Source organism: Rhizobium sp. 01N424 (assembly GCF_056399485.1).
The window spans coordinates 707,915-724,917 of record NZ_JBFTRK010000002.1; the positions used below are offsets into that span (position 1 = coordinate 707,915).

The window sequence follows — 17,003 nt, forward strand, 5'->3', positions numbered from 1 at the left end:
AAGAAACGCCTTGCGCATTTAGGGTAATGATACCATCTTAAAGACATAAAGACCGGCCCTTGAAACTTTTACTTCAGGCTGGCGTTACCTGACCATATGTAGACGCGTGCAACAGGGACAAATTGAATGTCGGAACTTGGTTTGAATACGATCAGCTTCGCCGGACGCGCCGCCGCATCGTCGCAATTCAAGACGCTTTATGCCGAGGGCATGTCGCTTGTCGAAGAAACCGCAGCCTACCTCGATGGTAACGGCCGCGCAGCTTCCAAGGTCCTCCCCCGCATGGCGTCGGTACTTTACGCAGCGGAATCGATGCGCCTCACCACCCGCCTGATGCAGATGGCATCGTGGCTGCTTTTGCAGCGCGCCGTCAACAACGGCGAGATGTCCCGCGATCAGGTTCTGGCTGAAAAGAACAAGGTTCGCCTCGACGGCTTCAACGTCGATCGCAACGCTCCGGGCTGGGGCGATCTGCCGGAATCCTTCCGCGATCTCGTCGAGCGCTCGCTGCGCCTGCAGAATCGCATCGCCCTTCTCGACCGCGAAATCTATCGCCCGTCGGAAGCCCCGATCGTTCCCGACAATCAGAACAGCGTTCAGGCGCAGCTCAGCCTGCTGCAGACCGCTTTCGGCAACAACTAAGTTTACTCAGAAATATATTTAAATCCGGCCGGTTGCGTTCCCTGCGCAACCGGCCTTTTTCATTGGCTGAAAGCGCAGCCCAAAACCGGGCAATAAAAAAGCCCGGTAGAAACCGGGCTCTTTTCAAATTCAGTACCGCAGAAGCGATTAGAGGCCGAGGCCGCCGAAGCGCTTGTTGAACTTGGAAACGCGGCCACCGCGGTCCATGAGCTGCTGGTTGCCGCCCGTCCATGCCGGATGGGACTTGGAATCGATTTCGAGGTTCATGACAGCGCCTTCCGAACCCCAGGTCGAGCGGGTTTCGTATTCGGTGCCGTCAGTCATCACAACCTTGATGGTGTGGTAGTCGGGATGGATATCAGCCTTCATAACAATCTTCCTGCGATGCCAGGGTCCAATTTGACGCATGTCATTGCGGCAAGAGGCCCGATTGAATAAATGAAGCCGCAGTCTCGAAGGCTACGGCTTCCCATTCGGATGCGGTGCCTATACATGAAGGCCTAAAGGATAACAAGTGCCAACAAGCTGGTGATCAACGGTTTGAGGGCGATTGGAGCTGATTTGACAGACGCAGTGCAGGGCGGGGAAAAGAAGTCGCGGTCGCTGAAGCCTCTCGGGCGTCTGACGCCTTATGTCATGCGTTACCGCGGCCTGGTGACCGGCGCCCTCGTCGCGCTGGCGCTCGCCGCCGTAACCTCGCTTGCCCTGCCGCTGGCCATCCGCCGGATGATCGATCACGGCTTCACGCAGCCGGACGGCTCCTTCATCAACAGCTACTTCGCGATGCTGATGGTGATGGCGATCGTTCTCGCGATCGCCAGCGCGCTCCGCTACTATTTCGTCATCACCCTTGGGGAGCGCATCGTCTCGGATCTGCGCCGCGATGTCTTTGCCCATGTGACTCGCCTCTCCGCCTCGTTTTTCGACGTCAACCAGTCGGGCGAGATCGTCTCCCGTCTGACCGCCGACACGACACAGATCAAGTCCGCCGTCGGCGCCACCGCCTCGGTCGCGCTTCGCAACCTGATCCTCTGTCTCGGCGCCATGGGCATGATGGTCGTCACCTCGCCGAAGCTGGCAAGCCTGGCGCTCGGCGCCATCCCGCTGATCGTCTTCCCCTTGGTCGCCTTCGGCCGCTCGGTGCGAAAGCGCTCGCGCGCCGCCCAGGATACGCTCGCCGAAGCCTCCGCCTTTGCCAACGAGACCATTGCCGCGACCCGCACCGTCCAGGCCTTCAACGGCGAGGATGCCGCTGCCGCCCGCTATGGCATGGCGGTCGAATCCGCCTATGAAGCCGCCCGCTCGGCAATCCGCTCGCGCGCGTTGCTGACCGGTATCGCCATCACCCTCATCTTCGGCAGCGTCGTCGCCGTCCTCTGGGTCGGCGCCCATAACGTGCTCACGGGCACGCTGTCAGCCGGCACGCTCGGCCAGTTCCTGCTCTATTCGGTCATCGCCGCAGGCTCGCTCGGCGCGCTTTCTGAAGTCTGGGGCGAACTCTCGCAGGCCGCCGGTGCCGCCGACCGGCTGACCGAGCTTCTCGACGAAGTATCGCCGATCGCAGCACCGCCCCAGCCGGAAATCCTGCCGGTGCCTGCCCGCGGCCGCGTCGAGTTTTCAAACGTCCATTTCGCCTATCCGTCGCGCCCCGGAAAATCGGCGCTGCATGGTTTGGGCTTTCATGTCACCCCCGGCGAAACCGTTGCCATCGTCGGGCCATCGGGTGCCGGCAAAAGCACGATCTTCTCGCTGCTGCTGCGCTTCTACGACCCGCAACAGGGGATTGTCGCCATCGACGGCCTCGATGCCCGCGCCACCGACCCGGATGATCTGCGCGAGCGCATGGCGATCGTGCCGCAGGACGTGACGATCTTTGCCGCCTCGATACACGACAATATCGCCTTCGGCCGCCCGGAAGCAACGCCGGAGCAGGTCCGCGCCGCCGCGATCGCCGCCCAGGCCGACGAATTCATCGCCCGTCTCGACCGCGGTTACGAAACGCAAGTAGGCGAACGCGGCATCACGCTATCGGGCGGCCAGCGCCAGCGCATCGCCATCGCCCGCGCGATCCTGAAGAACGCGCCGGTCCTCTTGCTCGACGAGGCCACCTCGGCGCTCGATGCCGAGAGCGAGACGCTGGTCCAGAAGGCCCTCGACGGCCTGATGCAGGGCCGCACCACCCTCGTCATCGCGCACCGCCTGGCAACCGTCCTGAAAGCCGACCGCATCCTCGTCCTCGACCAGGGCCGCATCGTCGAGGAAGGCACCCACCAAAGCCTCATCCGCCACGGTGGCATCTACGCCAAGCTTGCCAAGCTGCAGTTCGATGCGGGCGCGGAAGAGTTTTTGGCGATCGCTAAGTAATGGCTTTCACCCCTGCGGGAACGTAAACACGTCCACCGGCTCTCCCAATCCGCGGAGCGGGTAGGTGCCGACCGGCTCCAGTTCGGCGCCGCATTTTGCCATGTCGACGAAAGCCTTCGATATCAGCACGGGACGGCCAACCTCCTTGGTCAGCGTTTCCAGCCGTGAAGCGACATTCACCGCCGGACCGATCACCGTGAAGTCCAGGCGCTTGCGCGAGCCAATGTTGCCGTACATGACATCGCCGACATGGACGCCGACGCCGTAGCGCAGCTCGACGACGCCGCGTTCGGCGTTGAACTTGTTGAGGTCGTTGATGGCCGTGCGGGCTTCCTTCAGCGACAGCAGCAGATTGCGGCAGGCGTCGGGATTGCTGAGCGGGAAGATCGCCAGCAGCCCGTCGCCCATGAATTTCAGGATCTCGCCGCCATGGCGCTCGATCGGCTCGGACATGGCATCGAAATAGGCGTTCAGCAGCTCGATGACGTCGTCGCGCGGCCACATGTCGGAGATCGTCGTGAAATCGCGGAGATCGCAGATCAGGATCGCCGCGCCGACCGTGCTGCCGCTGCCCCGGGTCGTGGCGCCGGCGAGGATCTGTTCGCTGGCATGCGGGCCGACATAGGTCTGTAGCAGGGTGCGCGCCAGGATGTTCTTGACGCGGATCTCGCTGACCAGCGTCAGGGCCGGGAGAAGATCGCGAAGGAACGAAATATGCTCGGCCGTGAATCCGCCCGGCCGATTGCTGGAAAAGGTGACGACATGGCGCTTGCCGAGCGTGTGCTCTAACGGCCAGGCGATATAGTCGGTCAGTCCCTCGCCGCGTAACTCATCATAGAGCGCATAGTCGCTGTGGATCTCGCCTTCCAGATTCTGGCGCACTTCTGAAGCGCCGCTGAAAATCTCGTTCATCGGGCTGCTGAGGAATTGCGGCGTGTTCTCGACACCATAGCCGAAAGTGGTGATCTTGCCTTCCTTCAGCCCCGGCCGCCAGAGAACGCGCGCGCCCATCCATTGCGGATGCAACGTGCGGAAATGCAGCGTCGCGCGGCCGAGCGGCACGCCTGCTTCCAGGAGCCTTTCATTCATCTCGACGAAGATGTTGTCGATGAAGCGTTCGCCGCGCGTCTCGTTGACCAGCCAGTCGAGAATACGGCGGCGGCGAAGCGGCCACGCGCCGTCTTCGGCATCCGTGAAAGTGGCCATCGCATCGGGGGACAGATGCATATCAAACCTCATGAAATCCGCTTGCGGCGGCAAGCGGTGGAATTCTGTTCTACCCTTAGATGGTTATCGAAGGTGCAAATGTAATATCAATCCCCCATTCCAAGGCGACTAAAGTCGCATGCCCTTGAGCAATCGCACCGGTTGCCTTTACCCCACCCTGCCCTAACCTCCTCCTGCCCGGCCAGACGCAGCCGGGCGACTGAGCTGTTGAATTCTGGGAGGAGAATCGAATGGCGCCTTTTACCTTTACCCGCCGGGCAAGTATTGCCCTCGGCATCGGATTGCTGACCGCGCTTGGCGCGGGAACGGCGCTGGCCGAAGGATTTCCGGATCGCACCATCACCATGGTGGTGCCGTTCGCCGCCGGCGGATCGACCGATGTCGTCGCCCGCATCATCGCTGAGAAGATGTCTGCCGATCTCGGCCAGCAGGTCATCGTCCAGAACGTTGCCGGTGCCGGCGGCAATCTCGGCGCCGATAATGTCGCCCGCGCCGAGCCGGATGGCTACACCATCCTGATGGGCACCGTTGCCACCCACGCGCTGAACCCGCTGATCCTCAAATCGACGCCCTACGATCCGCAGAAGGATTTCGCCCCGGTCTCGCTGCTGGTCGTGGTGCCGAACGTGCTGGTCGTCAATCCGGAACTGCCAGCCAAGAACGTAAAGGAACTGATCGCGCTGCTGAAGAACGAGCCGGACAAGTGGAGCTACGCATCCTCCGGCAACGGCACGCCGCTGCATCTCTCCGGCGAGCTTTTCAACGCCATGGCCGGAACGAAGATGCAGCACATCCCCTATAAGGGCGCAGGCCCGGCGCTGACCGACCTGCTCGGCAATCAGGTATCGATCATGTTCGACAACCTGCCTTCGTCCTCTCCGCACATCAAGAGCGGCAAGCTGCGCGCGCTGGCGGTGACGACGGCCGAGCGGGCTACATCCTTCCCGGATATTCCGACGATCGCCGAATCCGGCGTTCCCGGCTACGAGACCTACACCTGGAACGCACTCTTCGCCCCGGCCAATACTCCGGCCGATGTGGTGGCAAAACTCAACGATTCAGCCAACAAGGCCCTGAAGGGTCCTGCCGTCGCCGGGCGGATGAAGGACTTCAGCGCCACGATCGTCGGCTCGACGCCGGATGAGCTTGGTGCTCACGTAAAGGCCGAATTGGCCAAGTGGGAACCGATCGTTAAAGGTGCAAATATCCAGATGGAATAGATTGAACTTTTGCTCTAGATTGCTCTTTGTTACCGGGGCAACTTCCTGATTTTGGGAGACAATCGATGTATAAGTTCGAAGTGTACAAAGACAAGGCTGGTGAATTCCGTTTCCGCTTCAAGGCGTCAAACGGCGAGCAGATGTTCGGCTCGGAAGGCTACAAAGCAAAGGCATCCGCGCTGAGCGCCATCGAATCCATCAAGAAGAATGCGCCCGGCGCAACGGTCGACGATCAGACCAAGCCAACGGCATAATTTAAGGGAGGCGGCATCCCGAATGCGGTGCCGCCTTCACACCGCCCGCCCGGCCACCCGGCCGGAGAAAATACAACCGCCGAGGAAAGTCCCCTCCAGCGCGTTGTAGCCATGCATGCCGCCGCCGCCGAAACCGGCGACTTCGCCGGCCGCATAGAGACCGGGTATGGCATCGCCATTCGGACCGATCACCCGGGCCGAAAGATCTGTCTCCAGACCACCCAGCGACTTTCGCGTCAGGATATGCAGGCGCACGGCAATCAATGGTCCCTTGGCCGGATCGAGCAGCCGGTGCGGCCGGGCTGTCCTCAGCAGCTTGTCGCCGATATAGCGCCGTGCGCCGCGGATCGCCGTCACCTGCGCATCCTTGGAAAAGCTGTTGCCGACCTCGCGGTCGCGCGCTTCGATCTGCCAGCGGATATGCGAAACGTCGAGCAGCCTCTCGCCGGTCAGCGCATTCATGCCGTCGACCAGCTGCTCCAGCGTGTTGCGAACGATGAAATCCTCGCCCTTGTCCATGAACGACTGCACCGGCCCCGGCGCTTCGCGGCCAAGTCGCTGCAGCAGGAGCTTGATATCCTTGCCCGTCAGATCCGGGTTCTGCTCGGAGCCCGAGAGAGCAAACTCCTTCTTGATGATCCCCTTGGTCAGGATGAACCAGCTGTAGTCGTAGCCGGTCTGCTTGATCGCCTTCAGCGTCCCGAGCGTATCGAAGCCCGGCATGGCAGGGGCGGCAAACCGGTTGCCGCGCGCATCGCACCAGAAGGAGGATGGACCGGGAAGGATGCGGATACCATGGTTCGCCCAGACCGGATCCCAGTTTTTCAAGCCCTCGGTATAGTGCCACATGCGGTCGCCGTTGATGACGCGCGCGCCGGCGCGTTCGCCGATTTCCAGCATCCGGCCATCGACATGGGCGGGCACACCCGCCACCATCGATGCAGGAGGTGCCCCCAGCCGGTCCACAGGCCAGCTGCGCCGGACAAGATCATGATTGCCACCGATCCCGCCGGAGGTGACGACGACGGCCCCAGCCCGGATCTGGAACGTGCCGGAAATCATCCGCGCCGTCGCCTTGCCGCGTGGCGCACTGTCAGGCACCAGCACGGTGCCGAAAGCGCCGACGACCGTGCCGTTCTCGACGATCAGATCGTCGACGCGATGCCGGAAGGCGAAGGTGATCTTGCCCTGTTCTTCCGCTTCGCGGACACGGCGAATGAAAGGCTCGAGAACGGCCGGCCCTGTTCCCCAGGTCAGATGAAAGCGCGGCACCGAGTTTCCATGGCTATGCGCCATGCCGCCGCCGCGTTCGGCCCAGCCGACGACGGGAAACCAGCGCATGCCCTGCTGATGTAGCCAGGATCGCTTTTCGCCGGCGGCAAATTCCAGATAGGCTTCGGCCCAGAGCCGCGGCCAGTAATCTTCCGGCCGGTCGAAGCCAGCCGATCCGCTCCAGTCCTGCCGCGCCAGATCGATGCTGTCGCGGATGCCCATGAGCCGTTGCTCGGGACTATTGACGAAAAACAGCCCGCCAAGCGACCAGAAGGCCTGTCCGCCCAGGCTCTGCTCGCCTTCCTGATCGACGATGCAGACCTTGTGTCCGCGATCGGCAGCCTCGGCCGCCGCTACCAATCCCGCCAGGCCTGCGCCGATGACGAGCACATCACATTCCATCCCGAACGCCTCCCCGCATTCACGAATCCAAGGTTATGCAGTGGCAGCGTCAGCCGCAACTGCTGGATTTCACTCTCTGAAATTTGGGGCGATGGCAGGGCGGCCAGATGCCGCCCCCAGCTTATTTCTCAGTGAGCTTGAGCTCGATACGGCGGTTCGTCGCTCGCGCTTCCGGCGTATCGCCGGGTGCGATCGGCTGGAATTCGCCAAAGCCTGCGGCCACCAATCTATCTGCCGGGACGCCCTGCGAGATCAGATATTTGACCACCGAGATGGCGCGCGCCGAGGAGAGCTCCCAGTTGTCGCGGTAGCGCCCCGTGCCTGACAGCGCCACGTTGTCGGTGTGTCCATCGACACGCAGCACCCAGTTGATTTCAGGCGGGATTTCCTTGGCGAGATCGAGAAGAGCAGCGGCAAGCTTGCCCATTTCGGCCGTGCCGTCAGGATTGAGATCCGAGCTTCCCGATGGGAACAGCACTTCCGACTGGAACACGAAGCGGTCGCCGACGATGCGGATGTTTTCGCGATCGGACAGGATTTCGCGCAGGCGGCCGAAGAAATCGGAGCGGTAGCGGTTCAGCTCCTGCACGCGCTGCGCCAGAGCCACGTTCAGCCGCCGCCCGAGATCTGCGATCTTCGTCTGCGAGGTCTGATCCTTCTGCTCGGATGCCTGCAACGCCACTTCGACGGCAGCGATCTGGCTGCGGAGTGCAGCGATCTGCTGGTTGAGCAGCTCGACCTGGCTCATCGCCCGCTCGCTGACCTGCTTCTGCTCGTCGAGTTCTTTCGTCAGCCCCCCGATACGCTGCTGCGCGACGTCCTGCCCGCCGGAGCCGGCATCGAGAAGCGCCTGCAGCCGCGAACGCTCGCTCTCGGCGCCGGCAAGCGAGGCCTGCAGGTTGGCGACGGAATCTTCCAGATCCTGCTTGCTACCCTTTTCGAGCGCAAGCAGCTGGGTGAGCTCGTTGATCTGGCTGTTGAGGCGCGTCAACACCTCGTCACGGCCGCTGATTTCGCGGCTGAGGATGAACTGGCCGACGACGAAGACCGTCAGCAGGAACATGATGGAAATCAGCAGCGTCGACAGCGCATCGACAAAACCCGGCCAATAATCGACCGTACGCTCGCGGCGGCGGTTCCTGGCGAGAGCCATGGCTTACTTGCCCTCGCTCTTCTCTGTCTGATTACTGCGATAGCCACGCTCCTGCGCCCCGATCCGCTCGGCTAGCCGGTCGAGCGTGCGGCGCATCGCCTTGGCCTCGTCCTGCTGCGCCTCGATCCAGTCGCGCAACATCTGCTGCTCGTTTCGCATGTTCTTGACCAAGCCCTGGATACCTTCCGCGAGGCTCGCCATGGCGGCAACGGAACGCTGATTGCCGGCACCGCCGTCTTCCGAAACCTTCTTCAGATATTCTGAGAGCGAACGCACATCTTCCGAAGAGCCGCCTGCGGCATCGATCATTGGAACCGGCATGTCCGAACCAACGTCGGTGACCGACGACAGCCAGTTTTCCAGCTCCATGTAGAAGCGGTTCTGCGCGCGGCCGGCCTGCAGATCAAGGAAGCCGAGGATCAGCGAGCCGGAAAGACCGAGCAGCGAAGACGAGAAGGCCTGGCCCATGCCCGAAAGCGGCGTCGAAAGACCTTCCTTGAGCGTCGCCAGCACATCGCCGGAGCCATTGGTGCCTGCGTCGAGAGATTGAATGACATTGCTGATCGAACCGATCGTGCCGATAAGGCCCCAGAAGGTCCCGAGCAGACCGAGGAAGACCAGCAGGCCGATGAGATAGCGGGACGTATCGCGGGATTCATCAAGACGGGTGGCAATCGAATCCAGGATCGAACGCAGCGCCGTCGTCGACAGTGTCGCCGTCGATTTGCGGCTGCCGATCAGCGCCCGCATCGGCGCGAGCAGCTTCGGATTGCGATTCACTTTGTCGGCGCTGCCGGCGGCACGGAACGAGTTGAACCAGCGCACCTCGGGCCTGAGCGCCAGCACATGGCTGAAAACCAGAATGATGCCGACAGCGAGCACGCCGAGGATCAGGCCGTTGAGGCCCGGATTATGCATGAAGGCAGTTTGCGTCTGCCTGAAAAGGATCGCAGAAATGAAGCCGACGATCACCAGAAAGAGGACCATCGTCCACAGGAAGGACATCGGGCTGGAGAGTTTGTGCGTATAGGTACCGCTCGGTTTTTCGGTCGAGCCGAACTCCGCCGCATTCACGTTTTCCATGGTCTCGCAGCCTCCGCATTGCTTGCACTGCGAGACTAGAGCAACATTGTGCCGAATTGAAGTATGCCGCGACAGAAAACCGTGTGTTTACAACAGCCGGTTTTGATGAGGAATTACTTCGAAGGGATAGGGCGCTTGATGGTTTCGGTGAGTGCCTTGTGAATGTACTCGTTGCCCGCTACCACCGCGCCGCCTTCGACGACGTCAGCGCCGCCGTTCCAGTCGGTTGCGTAACCGCCGGCTTCGCGGATCAGCAGGATGCCGGCCGCGATATCCCACGGGGAAAGGCGGTCTTCCCAGAAGCCATCGAAGCGGCCGGCGGCCACGTAGGCGAGATCCAGAGACGCTGCACCCATACGGCGGATACCGGCGACTTCGCCCATCACATGGCGCAGCTCGACGAGGAATTTGCCGTGATTGCCGCGGCCGAGATGCGGAACGCCACAGGCGATGACGGCATCGGACAGCACGCGGCGGGCGCCGACGCGCAGGCGGCGATCGTTGAGGAACGCGCCACCGCCGCGCTCGGCGGTGTAGAGTTCGTCGGTCGCCGGGTTGAAGACGACACCCGCAACGATCTCGCCATTGCGCTCCAGCGCGATCGAGACGGCAAACATCGGAATGCCGTGCAGAAAGTTCGTCGTGCCATCGAGCGGATCGACGATCCAGCGATGCGCGCCGTCCGTGCCCTTGATCTCTTCGCTTTCCTCGCCGAGGAAGCCATAGGTCGGACGCGCCTTCAGCAGCTCTTCCTTGACGATCTTCTCGGCCTTGCGATCGGCATTGGACACGAAATCGCCCGGACCCTTGACGGAAACCTGCAGGTTCTGAACTTCCCCGAAATCACGCCCCAGCGACTTGCCTGCCTTGATGGCAGCCTGAACCATGACATTGAGAAGAGCAGAACGGGCCATGTTGGCAATTTCCTTGGAACTGGTACGGGGTCGCTGTCAGGGCGGGAAGTGTCCCTGATCGCCGGAAAAGGCAGCGCTTTATAAGATTGGCGGCCTCAAGACCACAAAATCGGGGAAATTTCAAGGGGAGACGACGCCGACCCTCGTCGCCAGACGAAAACCGGCGGCCAACGCCGCCGGTTTCTTTAAAACTTCTGCTGTGTCAGCAGCACTTCGCGGGCGATCTGATCGAGCGGCAACACCCGGCTGACGCCGCCCTTGGCGATCGCTTCCTTGGGCATGCCGAAGACCACGCAGCTCGCCTCATCCTGCGCCACGGTATAGGCGCCGGCCTGATGCATCTCGAGCATGCCGCGCGCGCCGTCGTCGCCCATGCCGGTCATGATGATGCCCATGGCGTTGGAGCCAGCAGACCGCGCCGCCGAGCGGAACAGGACATCGACAGACGGGCGGTGGCGGGAAACCAGCGGGCCGGTCTTCACCGACACATGATAGCGCGCGCCCTGGCGTTCGAGCAGCATATGCCGGTCGCCGGGCGCGATCAGCACATGGCCGCGCAATACCGCATCACCATCCGCCGCTTCCTTGACCTCGACCTCGCAGAGACCGTTGAGGCGCTTCGCGAAGGCGGCGGTGAATTTCTCCGGCATGTGCTGGACGATGACCATGCCCGGCGCGTTGGCGGGTAGCGCCTCCAGAAATTCGCGCAGCGCCTCGGTTCCGCCTGTCGATGCGCCGACACAGACGACCATCTCCGTGGTCTTCGCCATGGCGCGGCCGGTCGGCGGCGGCAACATCGCATCAGCCGTGAGCTTCTTTGCAGGGCCATCAGCGGATGCCGAACGCACCACGCCGACACCACGCCGCACCGACGGCAGACGGGCATGGGCAGCGCCCTTCACCACTTCCCGGATGCGGATCGCATCATCAGCCAGGCTGTCGGCAGCGCCGATTTTCGATTTGAGGATGATATCGACGGCGCCGGCTTCCAGCGCCTGGATCAGCGTCTCAGAACCGGTCTCCGTCAGCGACGAGCACATCACAACGGGGATCGGGTGCTGCGACATCAGCTTGCGCAGGAAGGTAATGCCATCCATGCGCGGCATTTCCACATCCAGCGTTATGACATCTGGGACGTCTTCCTGCATCTTGCGGGCGGCCATGAAGGGGTCGGTCGCCACGCCCATGACTTCGATATCGGGGTCTTCTTCGAGAATGCGGACCAGCGTCTGGCGAACACTGGCGGAATCGTCGATGACGAGGACGCGAATCTTCTTTCCCATCTCAATCCTGCTTTACGTCTTCTGGAATACCGTGTTCGAAACCTGCTTCAGCGGCAGGTCGAATCCGGTGATCGATTCCGAATGGCCGATGAACATGTAGCCGCCGTCGGCCAGGCAGTCGCAGAGCCTGCTCAGCACACCCTGCTGCGTCGGCTTGTCGAAATAGATCAGCACATTGCGGCAGAAGATGATCTGCATCGGCTCGCCGACCGGATATTTGTCGTCCATCAGGTTCATGCGCGCAAAGCCGACCTTGCTGCGCAGCGACGGTGCGATGCGCACATCACGGCGGCCCGGCTGCTTGGCGGTCATCACATATTTGCGCTGCAGATCGTGAGGTACCGGCTGCACCAGATCCTGCGGATAGATGCCGCGGCGCGCCGTCTGCAGCACATCGGTGCTGAGGTCGGTGGCCAGCACGCTGTAGGACAGCCCGGCCCGCTCCTCGACGAATTCGGAGAGCACCATCGCCATCGTATACGGTTCGGCGCCGGTCGAGCAGGCCGAACTCCAGGTGCGGATCTTGCGCGCACCACCTGCAACAAGCGCCGGAAGCGCCGTCAGCTGCATATATTCGAAATGCTTGGCCTCGCGGAAGAAGTCGGTCTTGTTGGTCGTCACCACGTCGATCAGGTAAACCGTTTCCTGCTCGAGGCCGCCATGATCGAAGAGGAAGTCGCAGTAATCGTCGAAACTGGAGTGATGGGTAGCCCGAAGGCGGCGGCGCAGGCGGCCCTCGAGCATCGTCAGTTTCGTCGGAGGCATCTTGATGCCACTATAATCGTAGATGAACCGGGCAAGCTTATCGAAATTACGCTTGCTGATCCGGTCGCCCGGCAATTGGGCTTCCACTGCTGCCATACTCATGTACGCAATACTCCAAAGGCGGCAGCGCTACGCCGCCGATTGCAATGCCGAGGCATCCTCGCGCGACAGCAGCCGCGCGAGATCGACGATCACCACGAAACCATCGTCGCGGCGGACCACACCGGCGATGTAATCCGAACGCCAGCGGACGCCGATATCGGGCGCCGCCTCGATCTGGTCCCGCCGGAAGGGCGTGACCTCGAAGACCCGGTCGGCAACCAGACCCAGCGTCAGCATCCGGCTCTCCATCGGAATGTCGAGAACGAGAACCCGTGTATGCGAGGTCGGCTGCGTCTTCGACATGCCGAGCTTCAGCCGGAGATCGATGGTCGGCACGCCCTGGCCGCGCACGTCGCGAAGGCCGAGCAGGTAGTCCGGACCGTTCGGGATCTTGAACGCTTCCGCGTAGTCAAGAATTTCCCTGACCACTTCCACCGGGACGGCGAAGATTTCATCGCCGAGGCTGAAAGTCACGAATTGAGCTTCCTGGGACGCTGTCGCCATGATTATGCGCTTTCCTTGAATTCGGCATCGCCCTCGTCGGGACCGCCCATTGACATATCAAGGGCAAAGCCCTTTGCGCGTGCCTGCTGGCTGGCAATGCTGTTGGCAGCCGGAGCCTTGGACGGCTTGCGAACGGCCGGAGCCGGGATGCGGCTGACCGACATGCGAGCTGCTGACACCTTCTGCTGACGCCCGGTCGCCATATCGACGCGGAAGAAGGCGATCGAGGCCTGCAGTTCTTCAGCCTGCGTTGCGAGTTCCTCGGAGGTCGCCGACATCTGCTCGGATGCGCCGGCATTCTGCTGGGTTACCTTGTCGAGCTGCTGGATTGCTTCGTTGATCTGCGAGGCGCCGACATCCTGCTCGCGGCAGGCAGCACTGATTTCGGAAACCAGTTCGGCGGTCTTGCGGATATCCGGCACCAGACGTCCCAGCATGTCGCCGGCTTCGGCGGCGGCCTTGACCGTGTCACCGGACATGGCGCTGATTTCGGCGGCAGCCGACTGGCTGCGTTCGGCAAGCTTGCGGACTTCCGAAGCGACGACCGCAAAGCCCTTGCCATGCTCACCTGCACGGGCGGCTTCCACAGCGGCGTTCAGGGCGAGAAGGTCGGTCTGGCGGGCGATTTCCTGAACGATGCCAATCTTCTGGGCGATCGTGCGCATCGCTTCGACGGCGCGGGTCACCGCTTCGCCGCTGATTTCTGCATCCTTTGCCGACTGGCGGGCGATCTTCTCGGTCTGCGCGGCATTGTCAGCGTTCTGCTTGATGTTGGCCGCCATTTCCCCCATGGCCGCGGAGGCTTCTTCAGCCGAGGCAGCCTGTTCGGTTGCACCCTGCGAGACCTGCTCCGAGCTGGAGGACAGCTCCTGGCTTCCCGCCGAGACGTTCTCTGCAGCCGCGATCGCATCGGCAACGACGCCGCGCAGACGTTCGACCATCCGCTCCAGGGCGATGCCAAGCGTATCCTTGTCCGACAGCGCCTTCGGCATGACCGTCAGGTCGCCATTGGCGACCTGGTCGGCTATGCCGGCCGTGTTGCGGAGGTTGGCGGTCATGGTGTTCAGCGCGTCCACCAGGTCCTTGACCTCGTCATTCGAATTGACGGTGGCCGTGGCAGCAACATCGCCGAGAGCGACCGCGCTTGCCAGCTCGGTGGCGGCGGCAAGGTTGCGCTTGATGGCGTTGGTGACGAAGATGACGACGCCGATTGCAGCCAGCGTGATCAGCAGACCGCTGATGACGGTGAGCTGGATCAGCGAATGGAACAGCGCGATGCCCTGCTCCCTGAGTTCCTTCGCGGCTTCCAGCTGGTACTCGGTGAGCTTGCCGATCCCGTCAGTGGTCGGGTCGATTGCCGGGTAGAGGTCGTTCTTCACGAAGCTGTCGAGCTTTGCGGTGTCGTGGGACTTCAGGATATCCTGCAACTCGCTGACCCCAGTGTCGGACTTGGCCATGTCGCTCTTCACCTTTTCGGCGATCAGGCTTTCCTGCGGCGTCAGCTCAGTCGAGAGATAGGCCGACCATTGGTCGGAGATCGTACGCTTCGCGCCTTCGATGCTGGTCGCGGCCTGCTGCCAGTCGAGCTTGTCAGCATGCAGCTTGTGCGTCGTATCGACGATGCTGACGGCATAGGCGTCAGAGACAAGCTTCAGCTGCTGCAATGGAACGACGCGATCGTCATAGATCGACTTCATCGATTCAGTCATTGCATTCATGCCGTAATAGGCGCCACCGCCGATGACGCTGGCAATGGCAATGCTGGACGAGATCTGGATCGCAAGAATCTTGGTGCCGATGGAACTGAAGAGTCCTTTTTTGCGGCTGGCAGTCATAGGGCATTCCTCACTAGAGATTGTCTGATTATTCCGCCGCGGCAACGCGGCGTTTGGATCGCGCCGCGGTAAGCGGCACGCATCACGAGACCATTCGCTTGTTCCAGATCATCGTCGCTTGAGCCGGCAGCCAATCAGGACGCACCCGGGCTTCGGCGACCGGCAGGCAGACATCGCCGGTCGAAACCGGCGCATCCATCACGCCGGGCATTTCCCTGCCGCGGGCCCATCAGGCCCGCGGCAATCTCATCGAAGCTTCAGCGCTCAGGCGCTTTCGCGGAAGTCGTCGTCATGCGCGTCAGGGCCGCCCATCGACATGTCGAGCGCAAAGCCCTTGGCGCGAGCCTGCTGGCTCGAAACCGACTGACCGTGAGAGAAGTGATCGTTGGTCGGCTTGCGGGCAGCAGCCGGGGCCTTGACGAACTTGGCGGTGGTCTTGACCGGAGCAGCCTTCTTGACACCGGCGCGGGTAGCACCAGCCGTATCGACCTTGAAGAAGGCGATCGAAGCCTGGAGCTCTTCCGCCTGGGCGGCGAGTTCTTCAGACGTTGCCGACATCTCTTCCGATGCACCGGCATTCTGCTGGGTCACCTTGTCGAGCTGCTGGATCGCTTCATTGATCTGCGAGGCACCGATATCCTGCTCGCGGCAGGCAGCGCTGATTTCGGAGACCAGTTCGGCCGTCTTGCGGATATCCGGCACCAGGCGGCCGAGCATTTCGCCGGCGTCGGCAGCAGCCTTCACCGTATCGCCAGACATCGAGCTGATTTCGGCGGCAGCAGACTGGCTGCGTTCGGCAAGCTTTCGGACTTCGGAAGCAACGACCGCAAAGCCCTTGCCGTGTTCGCCTGCACGGGCTGCTTCGACAGCGGCGTTCAGGGCGAGCAGGTCGGTCTGGCGGGCGATTTCCTGAACGATACCGATCTTCTGGGCGATCGTGCGCATCGCTTCGACAGCGCGGGTGACGGCTTCGCCCGATGCTTCGGCGTCCTTGGCAGACTGGCGGGCAATCTTTTCCGTCTGAGCGGCGTTGTCGGCGTTCTGCTTGATGTTGGCAGCCATCTGCTCCATCGAGGCAGATGCTTCCTCGGCGGACGCGGCCTGTTCGGTCGCGCCCTGCGAGACCTGCTCGGAAGAAGCCGACAGTTCCTGGCTACCCGAAGAAACGTTGTCGGCAGCCGACAGCGCATCGGCGACGACGCCCCGCAGACGCTCGATCATCACGTTGACGTTGCCCAGCAGTTCGCCGATTTCGTCGCGGTTGGTGATTTCAGCCGTCTTGGTGAGGTCGCCTTCGGCAACTTCGCGAACGACGGTATTGGCGCGGGTCAGACCCTTGCTGATGGTGTTGGCGATCCAGAACGCGGTGACGGCGGCGATCAGGAATGCAGCACCGGCAATCGCGATCATCGTCAAGCGGGTATTGGCGTACTGGAGGTCTGCGCTCGCATCGGCATCGCTCATCTTCTGCTTTTCGATCTGCAGCATTTCATCGAGAGCGCCGTCGATGGCATTTGCCGTCTGACGGGCATCGCCCACGGAAACGGCGGTTGCGCCATCCTTGTTGCCGGCCTGCAGCATCTGGCGGATCTGGTCATCGGCGTCGATGAAGCGCTTGGCGATACCGGCGATCTCTGCCCAGCGGGCGCGGTTCTCGGGATCGGCAATCTTCTGGACGTCATTGAGAGCGCTCGTCAGATCTTCGCGGGACGAATTGCCCTTTTCGATCGACGCCTGCATCTCCTTCGGATCGGAAGCCGCAAGCAGGTTCTTCTGCTGACGAATGGTCTCAAGCTGCGCAATGTTGACGTTCTGGGTCAGCTCCAAACGAGCTGCCGGACCGGCAAGCAGGTTGCCGAGCGTATCGTTCAGCGATCCCAGGCTCATGATGCCGTAACCGGCGGTACCCACGAGCATTAATATGATGAAGGTGAACGCAGTCACCAGTTTTGCTTTAATTGTCAGTCGCATCGTCCAGCCCCC

Annotated in this window: 14 protein-coding genes and 2 pseudogenes; 4 read left to right on the top strand and 12 right to left on the bottom strand. The window is 62.0% G+C overall.

The genetic code is table 11. The features are described from left to right. Nucleotides 1-126: 126 nt before the first annotated feature. On the top strand, nucleotides 127-642 hold the full coding sequence (gene rcdA / locus AC1DNK_RS09250; RefSeq protein WP_112385477.1) for a protease adaptor protein RcdA: 516 nt from the start codon (nucleotides 127-129) through the stop codon (nucleotides 640-642). Nucleotides 643-789: 147 nt separating this feature from the next. On the opposite strand, the gene rpmE is transcribed toward rcdA, so the two are convergent. Further along, nucleotides 790-1,011, bottom strand: coding sequence for a 50S ribosomal protein L31 (gene rpmE / locus AC1DNK_RS09255; RefSeq protein WP_007527409.1), 222 nt, complete (start codon nucleotides 1,009-1,011; stop codon nucleotides 790-792). 192 nt (nucleotides 1,012-1,203) lie between these two features. Here rpmE and AC1DNK_RS09260 point away from each other — a divergent pair, with 192 nt between their 5' ends. Then, a complete protein-coding gene (locus tag AC1DNK_RS09260) occupies nucleotides 1,204-3,006 on the top strand; it encodes an ABC transporter transmembrane domain-containing protein (RefSeq protein ID WP_477940612.1) in 1,803 nt (600 codons plus the stop codon). A gap of 6 nt (nucleotides 3,007-3,012) precedes the next feature. On the opposite strand, the gene AC1DNK_RS09265 is transcribed toward AC1DNK_RS09260, so the two are convergent. Next, nucleotides 3,013-4,233: an adenylate/guanylate cyclase domain-containing protein gene (locus AC1DNK_RS09265; protein ID WP_477940614.1), complete on the bottom strand. Its 1,221-nt coding sequence runs from the start codon at nucleotides 4,231-4,233 to the stop codon at nucleotides 3,013-3,015. A 230-nt stretch (nucleotides 4,234-4,463) separates the two neighbouring features. Between AC1DNK_RS09265 and AC1DNK_RS09270 the strand changes: the two genes are divergently transcribed. Then, nucleotides 4,464-5,453 carry a Bug family tripartite tricarboxylate transporter substrate binding protein gene (locus AC1DNK_RS09270; protein WP_477940616.1) on the top strand — a complete coding sequence of 330 codons (990 nt, stop codon included), beginning with the start codon at nucleotides 4,464-4,466 and terminating at the stop codon, nucleotides 5,451-5,453. A 65-nt stretch (nucleotides 5,454-5,518) separates the two neighbouring features. Continuing rightward, nucleotides 5,519-5,707, top strand: coding sequence for a YegP family protein (locus tag AC1DNK_RS09275; RefSeq protein ID WP_112385480.1), 189 nt, complete (start codon nucleotides 5,519-5,521; stop codon nucleotides 5,705-5,707). Between the two features lie 36 nt (nucleotides 5,708-5,743). Here the strand turns inward: AC1DNK_RS09275 and AC1DNK_RS09280 are convergent, their stop codons facing one another. The 10 genes and pseudogenes from AC1DNK_RS09280 to AC1DNK_RS09325 form a co-directional block, all read right to left on the bottom strand. Beyond that, nucleotides 5,744-7,381 (bottom strand): FAD-binding dehydrogenase, encoded by a 1,638-nt coding sequence (locus tag AC1DNK_RS09280; protein WP_477940617.1) that lies wholly within the window; start codon nucleotides 7,379-7,381, stop codon nucleotides 5,744-5,746. Nucleotides 7,382-7,502: 121 nt separating this feature from the next. Beyond that, entirely contained in the window at nucleotides 7,503-8,534 is a 1,032-nt protein-coding gene (locus AC1DNK_RS09285; protein WP_112385482.1) for a peptidoglycan -binding protein, read from the bottom strand. 3 nt (nucleotides 8,535-8,537) lie between these two features. Beyond that, nucleotides 8,538-9,617, bottom strand: coding sequence for a flagellar motor protein MotA (locus AC1DNK_RS09290; protein ID WP_477940618.1), 1,080 nt, complete (start codon nucleotides 9,615-9,617; stop codon nucleotides 8,538-8,540). A 113-nt stretch (nucleotides 9,618-9,730) separates the two neighbouring features. Beyond that, the gene (locus AC1DNK_RS09295) at nucleotides 9,731-10,531 is read right to left on the bottom strand and encodes an inositol monophosphatase family protein (RefSeq protein WP_112385484.1); all 801 of its coding nucleotides are present in this window, start codon (nucleotides 10,529-10,531) and stop codon (nucleotides 9,731-9,733) included. Nucleotides 10,532-10,716: 185 nt separating this feature from the next. After that, nucleotides 10,717-11,814, bottom strand: a complete 1,098-nt coding sequence (locus AC1DNK_RS09300; RefSeq protein WP_112518045.1) for a protein-glutamate methylesterase/protein-glutamine glutaminase — start codon at nucleotides 11,812-11,814, stop codon at nucleotides 10,717-10,719. Nucleotides 11,815-11,826: 12 nt separating this feature from the next. Beyond that, nucleotides 11,827-12,681: a CheR family methyltransferase gene (locus tag AC1DNK_RS09305; RefSeq protein WP_112385486.1), complete on the bottom strand. Its 855-nt coding sequence runs from the start codon at nucleotides 12,679-12,681 to the stop codon at nucleotides 11,827-11,829. Between the two features lie 27 nt (nucleotides 12,682-12,708). Beyond that, entirely contained in the window at nucleotides 12,709-13,185 is a 477-nt protein-coding gene (locus tag AC1DNK_RS09310) for a chemotaxis protein CheW (RefSeq protein WP_112385487.1), read from the bottom strand. Between the two features lie 2 nt (nucleotides 13,186-13,187). Continuing rightward, a pseudogene (locus AC1DNK_RS09315) lies at nucleotides 13,188-14,336 on the bottom strand (methyl-accepting chemotaxis protein); the annotation flags it as partial. Nucleotides 14,337-14,468: 132 nt separating this feature from the next. Further along, a pseudogene (locus AC1DNK_RS09320) lies at nucleotides 14,469-15,020 on the bottom strand (MCP four helix bundle domain-containing protein); the annotation flags it as partial. A 264-nt stretch (nucleotides 15,021-15,284) separates the two neighbouring features. Then, the gene (locus AC1DNK_RS09325; RefSeq protein WP_477940620.1) at nucleotides 15,285-16,991 is read right to left on the bottom strand and encodes a methyl-accepting chemotaxis protein; all 1,707 of its coding nucleotides are present in this window, start codon (nucleotides 16,989-16,991) and stop codon (nucleotides 15,285-15,287) included. Nucleotides 16,992-17,003: the final 12 nt, after the last annotated feature.